This window comes from Variovorax sp. P4_B11 (genome assembly GCF_056402355.1).
Genome location: NZ_JBFUHO010000003.1, coordinates 68,805 through 81,516, shown reverse-complemented (window position 1 = coordinate 81,516; position 12,712 = coordinate 68,805). Strand labels below are relative to the sequence as shown.

10 protein-coding genes are annotated in these 12,712 nt (G+C 66.2%); 3 read left to right on the top strand and 7 right to left on the bottom strand.

What is annotated here, in order from left to right; translation table 11 throughout:
- Positions 1 to 107: 107 nt before the first annotated feature.
- Positions 108 to 2,438 (bottom strand): xanthine dehydrogenase family protein molybdopterin-binding subunit, encoded by a 2,331-nt coding sequence (locus AC1DYD_RS04355; protein ID WP_478171516.1) that lies wholly within the window; start codon positions 2,436 to 2,438, stop codon positions 108 to 110.
- A gap of 120 nt (positions 2,439 to 2,558) precedes the next feature.
- On the opposite strand from AC1DYD_RS04355, the gene aat reads away from it, so the two are divergent.
- From aat to AC1DYD_RS04340, 3 genes are read left to right on the top strand one after another with little or no spacing between them, the layout of a single operon-like run.
- Positions 2,559 to 3,311 (top strand): leucyl/phenylalanyl-tRNA--protein transferase, encoded by a 753-nt coding sequence (gene aat, locus AC1DYD_RS04350; protein WP_478171515.1) that lies wholly within the window; start codon positions 2,559 to 2,561, stop codon positions 3,309 to 3,311.
- Positions 3,308 to 4,057: an arginyltransferase gene (locus tag AC1DYD_RS04345; RefSeq protein WP_478171514.1), complete on the top strand. Its 750-nt coding sequence runs from the start codon at positions 3,308 to 3,310 to the stop codon at positions 4,055 to 4,057. Before aat ends, AC1DYD_RS04345 begins: the two co-directional genes overlap by 4 nt.
- 30 nt (positions 4,058 to 4,087) lie before the next feature.
- Complete coding sequence (locus AC1DYD_RS04340; protein ID WP_478121924.1) at positions 4,088 to 4,882, top strand: IclR family transcriptional regulator; 795 nt, start codon at positions 4,088 to 4,090, stop codon at positions 4,880 to 4,882.
- 186 nt (positions 4,883 to 5,068) lie between these two features.
- Here the strand turns inward: AC1DYD_RS04340 and AC1DYD_RS04335 are convergent, their stop codons facing one another.
- From AC1DYD_RS04335 to ilvN, 6 genes are all read right to left on the bottom strand, one after another.
- Positions 5,069 to 6,259 (bottom strand): serine hydrolase, encoded by a 1,191-nt coding sequence (locus AC1DYD_RS04335; protein WP_478171736.1) that lies wholly within the window; start codon positions 6,257 to 6,259, stop codon positions 5,069 to 5,071.
- Between the two features lie 115 nt (positions 6,260 to 6,374).
- Positions 6,375 to 7,913, bottom strand: coding sequence for a 2-isopropylmalate synthase (locus AC1DYD_RS04330; RefSeq protein WP_478171513.1), 1,539 nt, complete (start codon positions 7,911 to 7,913; stop codon positions 6,375 to 6,377).
- A gap of 52 nt (positions 7,914 to 7,965) precedes the next feature.
- Complete coding sequence (gene leuA / locus AC1DYD_RS04325) at positions 7,966 to 9,669, bottom strand: 2-isopropylmalate synthase (RefSeq protein ID WP_478171512.1); 1,704 nt, start codon at positions 9,667 to 9,669, stop codon at positions 7,966 to 7,968.
- 443 nt (positions 9,670 to 10,112) lie between these two features.
- A complete protein-coding gene (gene pssA / locus AC1DYD_RS04320; protein ID WP_478171511.1) occupies positions 10,113 to 10,937 on the bottom strand; it encodes a CDP-diacylglycerol--serine O-phosphatidyltransferase in 825 nt (274 codons plus the stop codon).
- 148 nt (positions 10,938 to 11,085) lie between these two features.
- Positions 11,086 to 12,102 carry a ketol-acid reductoisomerase gene (gene ilvC / locus AC1DYD_RS04315; RefSeq protein ID WP_478171510.1) on the bottom strand — a complete coding sequence of 339 codons (1,017 nt, stop codon included), beginning with the start codon at positions 12,100 to 12,102 and terminating at the stop codon, positions 11,086 to 11,088.
- Between the two features lie 43 nt (positions 12,103 to 12,145).
- Positions 12,146 to 12,637, bottom strand: a complete 492-nt coding sequence (ilvN, locus tag AC1DYD_RS04310) for an acetolactate synthase small subunit (protein ID WP_093108829.1) — start codon at positions 12,635 to 12,637, stop codon at positions 12,146 to 12,148.
- Positions 12,638 to 12,712 lie beyond the last annotated feature (75 nt).

Genomic DNA, 12,712 nt, shown 5'->3' with positions numbered 1-12,712 from the left:
GGACAGACCAAGAAACCGCGCAGCGGTTTTTTGCTCTGTCCTCAACTGACTAGGTCGCGGGACAGACCAAGAAACTGCGAAGCAGTTTTTGCTCTGTCCCCAACTGACTAGACCGGCGGCGCCTGCATCAACCGCCAGACCCGGTCCGGCGTCAACGGCATGTCCAGGTGCGGCGCGCGCCCGGCCAGGCCGTTGCGCGCCAGCGCATCGGCGACCGCGTTCACCACCGCCGGCGTGGCCCCGATGGTGCCAAGCTCGCCGACGCCCTTGACGCCCAGCGGGTTGTTCTTGCAGGGCGTCGACTCGTCCATCTCCATGCGGAACATGGTGGCGACGATGTCGGCGCGCGGCGCCGCGTAGTCCATCAGGCTGCCGGTCAGCGGCTGGCCGGTCTCGCGGTCGTACACCACGCGCTCGCACAGCGCCTGGCCGATGCCCTGCACCGCCCCCCCCTCGAGCTGGCCGCGGACGATCAGCGGGTTGACCACCCGGCCGACGTCGTTCACCGAGGCATAGGTCAGCACGCTGACCTCGCCGGTCGGCGGATCGATCTCGACCTCGGTGATATGGCAGCCGTTCGGCCAGGTGGGCCCCGACACCGTGCTGGTCGAGTCGACGAAGATCTGCTGTTCGGCCTGCTTGCCGGCCAGCGTGAACAGGTCGAGCTTCAAATCGGTGCCCGCGACCTTGAAGACGCCGGCGGCGTATTCGATGTCGGCGGCGGCCACTTCGAGTTCCTTGGCCGCGAGTTCGCGGGCCTTCTCGAGGGTGCGCTCGGCCCCCACCCGGACCGCCGAGCCGCCGGTGAACAGCGAGCGCGAACCGGCGCTGCCGAAGCCGTCGCCGCGGTCGGTGTCGCCGAGCACGATATGCACCTGCTCGATCGGCACGCCGAAGGCATCGACCACCAGTTGCGCCAGGGTGGTCGCGATGCCCTGCCCCATCGCGTTGACGGCCGAGAAGACCTCGATCACGCCATCGGCGCGCACCGCCACGGTCACGCGCTCCTCGAACACGTTGCCACCGGTCCACTCGAGGAAGGTGGCGATGCCGAGGCCGCGCATCCGGCCCCGGCGCTTCGATTCGGCCGCGCGGGCGTCGAAGCCTTGCCAGTCGGCCAGTGCCAGCGCCTGGTCCATGACCGACTCGAAGCTGCCGGTGTCGTAGACCTGCTGCATCGGGTTCTTGAACGGCATCTGGGCCGGGCTGATGAAGTTGCGCCGGCGCAACGCGATCCGGTCGATGCCGGTCTGGCGCGCCGCCTCGTCCATCAGCCGCTCGATCGTGTAGATGGCCTCGGGCCGGCCGGCGCCGCGGTAGGCACCGGTCGGGGCAGTGTTGGTCAGCACCGCCTTGAAATGGAAATCGATGGTCTGGATGTCGTAGACGCTGGTCTGCACCCAGGGGCCGATCAGCAGCTGGATCGCGACCCCGGTGGCGGTCGCGTAGGCGCCGACATTGGCGTGCGTCTTGATGCGCAGGCCGAGGATCTTGCCCTGGGCGTCGAGCGCGAGTTCGGCGTTCGCCTCGATGTCGCGGCCATGGGAGGTCGAGAGGAATTCCTCGCTGCGGTCGGCCACCCATTTCACCGGGCGCCCGAGCGCTCGGGCGGCGTAGGCGACCGCGATGTCCTCCGGATAGGCGCCGGTCTTCATGCCGAAGCCGCCGCCCACGTCGCCCACCACCACCCGCACTTTTTCCTTCGCGAGGCCGATCGCGTCGCACACGGAATCGCGTACGCCCGAAGGCATCTGCGTGCTCATCCGGATCGTGATCCGGTCCGTTGCCGCGTCGAATTCGGCCAGCACGGTGCGCGGCTCGATCGTGAGCGCGACCACCCGCTGGTTGACGACGTCGAGGGCGACCACGTGGCTGGCCTTGGCGAAGGCGGCTGCGGTCGCCTCGGCGCTGCCGTGGCGCATCTCGGCCGCGATGTTGCCGTTGCCCTCGTCGCAGATCAGTGGCGCGCCTTCGGCGGTCGCGCTCTCGAGGTCGACCACCATCGGCAGTTCTTCGTAGTCGACCATGACCGCCTCGGCCGCATCGCGGGCCTGCGCTGCCGTCTCGGCGACCACGATGGCGACCGGCTCGCCGACAAAACGCACGCGCTCCAGCGCCAGCACGCGGCGCGCGGGGGTCGCGCAGTCGCCGCCGTCGGCACGCTTGAAGGGGGCCCCGGGCATCGGCTTGACGCCGGCTCGATCGAGGTCGGCCCCGGTGAAGATGCCGAGCACGCCGGGCATCCCCAGGGCCGCCGACGTGTCGACCGAGGCCAGCCGTGCGTGCGGATACGGGGAACGCACGAAGCAGAGCCAGCTCTGGCCAGGCGGCGTGACGTCGTCGGTGTAGCGGCCGTCACCGGCCAGCAGTTTCTCGTCTTCCAGCCGCCTGACGGCCTGGCCGCTTCCGAAGCGCAGGGGGTTCGTTTCTGTGGTCACCGTGGTCCTTTGGCTCTTGTCCGGGTCATTTTTCGCTGGCGCAGGAACGACTATAGGGTTTTAGCGATCATTCGGCTTGTCGCATAACGACTCTGCCCGAAGCCGTGTATACCTCCGACCATGCAACTGCCCTGGCTCGATCCCGGTGACCCCCTGCCCGAAGCCGCGTCGGCCTGGGGCGACTCCGATCCCGTGCCCGGCCTGCTGGCGGCCGGCGGAAGGCTCGACGTCGCCAGCCTGCTGCAGGCCTACGGCAACGGCATCTTTCCGTGGTTCAGCGAGGGCCAGCCGATCCTCTGGTGGAGCCCCGATCCGCGCATGGTCCTCCGGACAGCCGATTTCACGCTGCACCGATCGCTGCGCAAGACCCTGGCCGCGTTCCGCGCCTCCCCGGCCTGCGAGATCCGCATCGACCACGGCTTCGCCGCCGTGATCTCGGCCTGCTCGCAGGCGCCGCGCGTCGGCCAGTCCGGCACCTGGATCCTGCCCGAGATGGTGGCCGCCTACCGCGCACTGCACCGCGCCGGCCATGCCCACAGCGTCGAGACCTGGATCGACGGCGAACTCGCGGGCGGCCTCTATTGCGTCGCCATCGGCCGCGCGGTGTTCGGCGAATCGATGTTCACGCGCCGCCCCGATGCCTCCAAGATCGCGCTGGCGGCGCTGGTCGCGTTCTGCCGCCGCCATGGCATCGCGATGATCGACTGCCAGCAGAAGACCAGCCATCTCGCCAGCCTCGGCGCCCGCGAAATGCCGCGGGCGCGCTTCGTGTCGCACGTCGCCCACGCAAGGCGGGAGAGCGGTCCTCAATGGCGCTTCGAGCCCGTATACTGGAGCGAACTCCTGCCTGCGCGAAGCTCCACCCCGACGTGACGCACCTCAAGGATCTCCCGCTCCACACGCTGCAGTTCTACGCTACGGCCCCCTATCCGTGCAGCTACCTGCCGGACCGTCAGGCACGCTCGCAAGTCGCGACGCCGAGCCACCTGATCCACAACGACGCCTATTCGGACCTGGTCCTGAGCGGCTTCCGGCGCAGCGGCATGTTCACCTACCGGCCCTATTGCGACGGCTGCACCGCCTGCGTGCCGCTGCGCGTACTGGCCAACGAATTCAAGCCCAACCGGAGTCAGCGCCGTGCCCTGAGTCGCCATGGCAACCTGCAGGCGCGGGTGCTCAAGCTGTGCTTCGTGCCCGAGCACTACCAGCTCTACCTGCGCTACCAGAACGGCCGCCACGCGGGTGGCGGCATGGACCACGACAGCATCGACCAGTACACGCAGTTCCTGCTGCAGAGCCGGGTCAATTCGCGGCTGGTGGAGTTCCGCGAGACACTCGCCGACGGCAGCGCCGGTGCGCTCAAGATGGTCTCGATCCTCGATGTGCTGAACGACGGGCTGTCGGCGGTCTACACCTTCTATGAACCCGAGCCGGGTGCCGGCTATGGCAACTACAGCGTGCTGTGGCAGATCGAGCAGGCGCGCAAGCTCGCGCTGCCCCACGTCTACCTCGGCTACTGGATCGAAGGCAGTTCCAAGATGAACTACAAGGCCCGCTACGCACCCCATGAAGTGCTGATCGACGGCCGCTGGCAGCCGCCAACCCATTTCACCAAGTAAAATGGCGACCGGTCTCCCACCGTGTTGCACATGAGAAAACCACAATCAGACGTTCCCGCCACGCCCGTGATCCAGGTCATCGAGCGAATGTTCGCGCTCATCGACGTGCTGGCGTCACGTGAAGAAGCGATCTCCCTCAAGGAAATCAGCGAGAAGACGGGCTTGCATCCGTCCACCACGCACCGGATCCTCAACGACCTGGCGGTGGGCCGATTCGTCGACCGCCCCGAGGCCGGCAGCTACCGCCTGGGCATGCGCCTGCTCGAATTGGGCAATCTGGTCAAGGGCCGGCTCAACGTCCGCGATGCGGCCCTGACTCCGATGCGCGAGTTGCACAAGCTCACCCAGCAGCCGGTGAACCTCAGCATGCGGCAGGGCGACGAGATCGTCTACATCGAGCGCGCCTACAGCGAACGTTCCGGGATGCAGGTGGTCCGGGCCATCGGCGGGCGCGCCCCACTGCACCTGACCTCCACCGGCAAGCTGTTCCTCGCCGCCGACGAACCGCAGCGCATTCGAAGCTACGCCACGCGCACCGGCCTGGCCGGCCACACGCGCAACAGCATCACGCAACTGCCCGCACTGGAGCGGGAGCTGTCCAAGGCGCGCCAGTACGGCATCGCCCGCGACAATGAGGAACTCGAGCTCGGCGTGCGCTGCATGGCCGCCGGCATCTACGACGACCAGGGCAAGCTGGTCGCGGGTCTGTCGATCTCGGCGCCGGCCGACCGGCTCGACGAGGGCTGGCTGCCGAAGCTGCAAGCCACCGCCAACGAGATCTCGGGCGCGCTGGGATACAAGGCCGACCAGCCCGCCGCCGCCTAAGACTTCAGCCCACCAACCGGAAATTGACGTCACGCCCCAAGGCGGCCTGCGGCCCCCTCGRGGGGCAGCGACCCACACGAAGTGGGGGAGCGTGGGGGCCAGGCCGGCGCCGGGCCGCCCCAAGGCGGCCTGCGGCYCCCTCGGGGGGCAGCGACCYACACGAAGTGGGGGAGCGTGGGGGCCAGCTCAGCTGGCTGCGTGGGCGTACACCTGCTGCACGCCGCCACCCGGATTGGCCATGTGGGTCGCCTCGACCCAGCGGCGCACGCGCTCGGCGTCGCCGATGCGGCTGAACTTGCCGGCGGAATCGAGGAACACCATGATCAGCTTGCGGCCGGCGATCTTGGCCTGCATGACGAGGCACTGGCCGGCCTCCGAGATGTAACCGGTCTTCTGCACCCCGATGTCCCAATCCGGGCTCTTCACGAGGCGGTTCGTCGTGTTGAACTGCAGCGTGCGGTTTCCAACTTCCACCTGGTACTCGGGCGAGGTCGACAGCTGGCGCACGGTGGCGTCGGCGTAGGCGGCATTGACCAGCAGGGCCAGGTCCTGGGCGCTCGACTGGTTGCGGCTCGACAGGCCGGTCGGCTCGACGTAGCGGGTGTCCTTCATGCCGAGCATCTTGGCCTTGGCATTCATCACGCTGACAAAAGTGGCCAGTCCCCCGGGGTAGGTGCGACCGAGCGCATGGGCCGCACGGTTTTCGCTCGACATCAGCGCCAGATGCAGCAGCTCGCCCCGCGGCAGCGTCGCGCCGACATAAAGCCGCGAGCGGCTGAATTTCTCGGTATCAATGTCATCCTGGGTGATGGTGATCAGTTCGTCGGAGGGCAGCTTGGCCTCGCTGATCAGCAGCCCGGTCATGAGCTTGGTCAGCGACGCGATCGGCAACACCGCATGGTCGTTCTTGCTGAACAGCACTTCCTGGGTGTCCTGGTCGATCACGAGCGCCACGCTGGACTTCAGGTCGAGCGCATCCTCGGTGCTGTGCAGCCCGGCCATCTGGCCGAAGGATTGCCGCGCGGGTGCGGCATCCGCCACACGAACGACCGAGCGCCGCTGCACGGCCACCACCGTCTTGCCGTTCTTCTGGCGAATCGACGCCACCACATTGCGTCCACCAGTTACAACTTTGTCGGCTTTGTCAACTTTTTCGACCTGCTTGGAGGCCGTGCGCTTCGAAGCCGTCGCCGCAGAGGCCTTCGGGCTGGAGTCTGAACTCACCGAAGCCTTCTTGGTGCCTGCCCCCTTCTTCGAAGCCGCGGCAGCATGCGCGCCGGGCAACAAAAACGCCGTGGCGCAAAGAACCACGGCGGCCAGGCGAAGGGCGGGAAGGAACCGCTGGCTGGAAACTCGGTAGGAACGGGCTTCAGACATTAAAAACTCTCCAGCGGCGAAAAAGGTGTCCGCAGTGTATCGAAATCGAAAAAGACACGCAATATCAGTTACTTGCACCCTCTTCTTCAAATCGAATACAAGGAGCACGGAAAACCTAACCTTGTGCAGCTACTCTCTCAGCTTGGCTCTGCAACTTGTTGAGAGCACTTAAGTACGCTTTTGCCGACGCGACCACGATGTCGGGATCGGCACCGACCCCGTTCACCACGCGGCCGGCATTCTGCAAGCGCACCGTCACTTCCCCCTGGCTCTCCGTCGATCCGCTGATCGCATTGACCGAGTAGAGCACCATCTCGGCCCCGCTCTTGACCTGGGCCTCGATCGCCTTCAGGGACGCATCCACCGGCCCGTTGCCCTCGGATTCGCCCGTGACCTCCTTGCCCTGCACGGTGAAGACAATGCGGGCATGCGGCCGCTCACCGGTTTCACTATGTTGCGACAAGGATACAAAGCTGAACCGTTCACCAACGTGCGAGAGCTCTCCTTCGCTGACCAGCGCGAGGATGTCTTCATCAAATATTTCGCTTTTTCTGTCGGCCAGCTCCTTGAAGCGCGCGAAAGCGGCATTGATGTCGGCCTCGCTCTCCATCGTCACGCCCAGGTCCTGCAGGCGCTGCTTGAAGGCGTTGCGGCCGCTGAGCTTGCCGAGCACGATCTTGTTGGCGCTCCAGCCCACGTCCTCGGCCCGCATGATCTCGTAGGTGTCGCGCGCCTTGAGCACGCCGTCCTGGTGGATGCCGGACGCGTGGGCGAAGGCATTGGCGCCGACCACCGCCTTGTTGGGCTGCACCACGAAGCCGGTGGTCTGGCTCACCATGCGGCTGGCGGCCACGATATGGCGGGTGTCGATGCCCATCTCGAGGCCGAAATAGTCCTTGCGGGTCTTCACCGCCATCACGATCTCTTCGAGCGAGCAGTTGCCGGCGCGCTCGCCCAGGCCGTTGATGGTGCACTCGACCTGCCGGGCGCCGCCGATCTTCACGCCGGCCAGCGAATTGGCGACCGCCATGCCCAGATCGTTGTGGCAATGCACCGACCAGATCGCCTTGTCGCTGTTCGGGATCCGTTCACGCAGGGTCTTGATGAAGTTGCCGTAGAGCTCGGGAACCGCATAGCCCACGGTGTCCGGCACGTTGATCGTGGTGGCGCCCTCGTGAATCACGGCCTCGAGCACCCGGCACAGGTAGTCGGGATCGCTGCGGTAGCCGTCCTCGGGGCTGAACTCGACGTCGGCCACCAGGTTGCGCGCGAAGCGCACCGCCAGCCGCGCCTGTTCGAACACCTCGTCGGGCGTCATGCGCAGCTTCTTCTCCATGTGCAGCGGCGAGGTCGCGATGAAGGTGTGGATGCGCGCGTTGGCCGCCCCCTTGAGCGCCTCGGCCGCGCGCGAGATGTCGCGGTCGTTGGCGCGCGACAGGCCGCACACGGTCGACTCCTTGATCGCGCTGGCGATCGCACTCACGGCATCGAAGTCGCCGTTCGAGCTGGCCGGGAAGCCAGCCTCGATGACGTCCACCCGCAGCCGCTCGAGCTGGCGTGCGATGCGCAGCTTCTCGTCCTTGGTCATGGAGGCGCCGGGCGACTGCTCGCCGTCGCGCAGGGTGGTGTCGAAAATGATCAGTTTGTCAGCCATCGGAGATCTCCTTGTCGAGGATGCGCCCGACGGGGCGCGCCCGTCTGCCGCCTCAGGCGGCTGCAACCACGGATTGTGCGCTGCGCGCGCCCCGTGCCCGCGCCCGGGTCAACCCCGAAACGATGGCCTTGAGCGAGGCGGAAATGATATTGGCGTCGATGCCAACCCCGAACAGCGTCATCGATTCGTCGACGCGCAGCTCGAGGTAGGCCACCGCCTGCGCATCGGCGCCGGCGCCGATCGCATGCTGGTGGTAGTCGATCACGCGGATCGCATGTCCGGTGGCGCCGGCCAGGGCATGGATGAAGGCGTCGATCGGCCCGTTGCCGCGGCCTTCGATGCGGCGAATGTCGCCCTGCCACGGCAGGTTTGCGGTCAGCAGCACCGTGGCGGCCGCGCCCTCCCCCTGCTCCTCGAGCACCTGGTGATGCGGGCCGTTGTCCTCGCGGACGCCGTATTCGCGCTCGAACAGCGCATAGAGATCGGCCGCGGTGAGCTCCTTGCCCGCGACGTCCATCACGCGCTGCACGGCCTGGCTGAATTCCATCTGCAGCCGGCGCGGCAGTTCGAGCCCGAATTCGCTTTCGAGCAGGTAGGCGATGCCGCCCTTGCCCGACTGGCTGTTGACGCGGATCACCGCTTCGTAGCTGCGGCCAACATCCTTCGGATCGATCGGCAGGTAAGGCATGTCCCAGATGTCGCCGTCCTTGCGGGCGCTGAAGGCCTTCCTGATCGCATCCTGGTGCGAGCCCGAGAACGAGGTGTAGACCAGGTCGCCGACATAGGGGTGGCGCGGATGGACCGGCAACTGGTTGCAGTGCTCGACCGTGGCCCGGATCTCGTCGATGTTCGAGAAGTCGAGCTCGGGCGACACCCCCTGCGTGTACAGGTTGAGCGCGACGTTCACGAGGTCAAGGTTGCCGGTGCGCTCGCCGTTGCCGAACAGACAGCCCTCGATGCGGTCGGCCCCGGCCATCAAGGCGAATTCGCCGGCCGCGGTGCCGGTGCCGCGGTCGTTGTGCGGGTGCACCGACAGCACGATCGAATCGCGGCGCGCGAGGTGGCGGTGCATCCACTCGACCATGTCGGCGAAGATGTTCGGCGTCGAATGCTCGACCGTCGACGGCAGGTTGACGATGCACTTGCGCTCGGACGTCGGCGCCCACACTTCGGTGACCGAATCCACCACGCGCTTGGAGAACGCGAGGTCGGTGCCCGAGAACATCTCGGGCGAATACTGGAAGGTCCATTGGGTGGCTGGCTGCTTCGCGGCACAGTCGTTGAACATGCGCGCATGCGTGGTCGCGAGTTCGACGATCTGGTCCTCGTCCATGCCGAGCACAACGCGCCGCATGATTGGCGCCACGGCGTTGTACAGATGGACGATGGCGCGCGGCGCGCCTTGCAAGGCATCGAAGGTGCGCTCGATAAGGTGGTCGCGGGCTTGCGTCAGGACCTGGATCGTCACGTCGTCGGGAATGCGGTCTTCCTCGATCAGCTTGCGCACGAAGTCGAACTCCACCTGGGAGGCCGAGGGGAAGCCGACCTCGATCTCCTTGAAGCCGATCGCCACCAGCGTCTCGAACATCTTCATCTTGCGAGCGATGTCCATCGGCTCCACCAGCGCCTGGTTGCCATCGCGCAGGTCGGTCGACAGCCAGATCGGCGCGCGAGTCAGCACGGCGTCGGGCCAGGTGCGGTTCTTCAAGGCGATCGGGGCGAAGGCGCGGTACTTGCGGTCGGGTTGCTTCAACATCTTGGATTTCTCGCTGTGGTTGGGAGTCCACCAGCAACCCCAAACAAAACGGCCCGTTGCTGGTGCGAACGGGCCGTGGTGAGGGATTTGCGCGCGCGCTCTACCGTCTCCGCCCGAAGGGGATCAGTAGTAGGGCCAGCGAAATCTTGTTCATGGAGAAAGGAATATAGCACACCCCCAGGTTGGCTCACTGCGTGTAGCCGCCCACCCCCTTGCAGGGGGCGCAGGCAGCGGCCCGGCGAAGCCGGTTCCGCGCCTGCCCACCAACAGGCGTGCTGCGCTGCGCGCAGCCGCCAAAGGCCGAAGCAGCGGCGACGTTTGTCGTGGCCGGCGCAGCCAGGCCCGTTCGTGAAACACCGCGGAACCGGCTTCGCCGGGCCGCCGGTGTTGCCCCCGGTAGGGGGTGGGCGGGCTACACGCAGTGAGCCCAACCTGGGGGCGAGCTAGTTATGCAGTCCGCGTTCGTCGGGCTCGTCAGTCGAGATGCTGATCACGCTGACCTGCTGGCCCTTGGCCTTGCGCCAGGCATAGACCACGTAGCCGCTCAATCCGTAGGCGACGAAGACACCGAACAGCACGGTCGGCGGATGGATGTTGATCACCGCGATGCCGAGCGCGATCAGCACGATGACCGCGAAGGGAACGCTCTTCTTCATCTGGACGTCCTTGAAGCTGTAGAACGGCGCATTGGTCACCATCGAGAGCCCGGCATACAGCGTGAAGCCGAAGGTGATCCAGGTGATCTGGTTCCACGAGAGGTACAGCACCTCGCCGCCGCGCTTGCCCCATTCGGTCATCAGCCAGATGAAGCCGGCCACCAGCGCCGCAGCGGCCGGCGACGGCAGGCCCTGGAACCAGCGCTTGTCGACCACCCCGGTGTTGACGTTGAAGCGCGCCAGGCGCAGCGCCGCGCAGGCGCAGTAGACGAAGGCCGCGATCCAGCCCCAGCGGCCCAGGCCCTTGAGCGACCATTCGTAGGCGATCAGCGCCGGCGCGGCGCCGAAGGACACCATGTCGGACAGCGAATCCATCTGCTCGCCGAAGGCACTCTGCGTATTGGTCATGCGGGCCACGCGGCCGTCGAGGCTGTCGAGGATCATCGCGGCGAAGACGCCGAGCGCTGCCAGGTCGAAGCGCGCATTCATCGCCATCACGACCGAATAGAAGCCGCCGAACAGCGCCGCCAGCGTGAACAGGTTCGGCAGGATGTAGATGCCCTTGCGGCGCTTGCGGATGGGTGCATCGTCGGGCAGCGTGTCGTCATGCATGGGGTCGGCCTCCAGCACGGAAGGGACTCGGGTACGGGGCAGGACGGACGAAAAAAGACATCGGTGGCAGTGTAGTTCAGGCGCTATGCGCAGCTCCATGAAAAAGGGCCACCGCGTGGTGGCCCTTGTCGCGTCGGAACGATCCGGATCAGTTGCGGGTCTGGTCGACCAGCTTGTTCTTCTTGATCCACGGCATCATCGCCCGCAGCTTCTCGCCCACCACTTCGATCTGGTGCTCGGCGTTGAGGCGGCGGCGGCTGATCAGCGTGGGCGCGCCGGCAGCGTTCTCGAGCACGAAGCTCTTGGCGTATTCGCCGGTCTGGATGTCCTTCAGTACTTGCTTCATGACCTTCTTGGTCTCGTCCGTGACGATGCGCGGGCCGGTCACGTACTCGCCGTACTCGGCGTTGTTCGAGATCGAGTAGTTCATGTTGGCGATGCCGCCTTCATAGATCAGGTCGACGATCAGCTTGAGCTCGTGCAGGCATTCGAAGTACGCCATTTCGGGCGCATAGCCGGCTTCCACCAGCGTCTCGAAACCGGCCTTGATCAGCTCGACGGTACCGCCGCAAAGCACGGCCTGTTCGCCGAACAGGTCGGTCTCGGTTTCTTCGCGGAAGTTGGTCTCGATGATGCCGGCCTTGCCGCCGCCGTTGGCGGTGGCGTAGGACAGCGCCAGGTCGCGCGCCTTGCCGCTCTTGTCGGCATGCACGGCGATCAGGTGCGGCACGCCGCCGCCTTGGGCGTACGTGCTGCGCACCGTGTGGCCGGGCGCCTTCGGGGCCACCATCCAGACATCGAGGTCGGCGCGCGGCTGCACGAAACCGTAGTGCACGTTGAAGCCGTGCGCGAAGACCAGCGACGCGCCTTCCTTGATGTTCGGCGCGACGTCGTTCTTGTAGACGCTGGCGATCTGCTCGTCGGGCAGCAGGATCATGACCACGTCGGCGGACTTCACGGCGTCGGCCACTTCGGCGACCTTGAGGCCGGCCTTCTCGACCTTGGGCCAGGAAGCGCCGCCCTTGCGCAGGCCGACGACGACCTTGACGCCGCTGTCGTTGAGGTTCTGCGCGTGCGCATGGCCCTGGCTGCCGTAGCCGATGATCGCGACGGTCTTGCCCTTGATCAGGCTGAGGTCCGCGTCCTTGTCGTAATAGACTTTCATGAGAGTGCTCCTTCGTTGATTCGGTGGGTGTGGATGAGAGGGGTCAAACGCGCAGGACGCGCTCGCCGCGGCCGATGCCGCTGGCACCGGTGCGGACGGTCTCGAGGATCGCGCCGCGATCGATGGCTTCGAGGAAGGCGTCGTTCTTGCCGTGGTCGCCGGTGAGCTCGATGGTGTAGCTCTTGTCGGTCACGTCGATGATGCGGCCGCGGAAGATTTCCGCCATCCGCATCATCTCTTCGCGCTCCTTGCCGACCGCGCGCACCTTCACCATCATGAGCTCGCGCTCGGTGTAGGCGCCTTCGGTCAGGTCGACGACCTTGACGACCTCGATCAGCCGGTTCAGGTGCTTGGTGATCTGCTCGATCACGTCGTCCGAGCCGGCGGTGACGATCGTCATGCGCGACAGGCTTGCATCCTCGGTCGGCGCGACGGTCAGCGATTCGATGTTGTAGCCGCGGGCCGAGAACAGGCCGACGACGCGGGAGAGTGCACCGGGCTCGTTCTCGAGCAGCACGGCAATGATGTGTTTCATGTCAGCAGGACTCCTCTTTTCGCCGCCCTCCCCCGTGCACGGTAATGCGCGGGCTCGACAAGCGATTGAATCGTC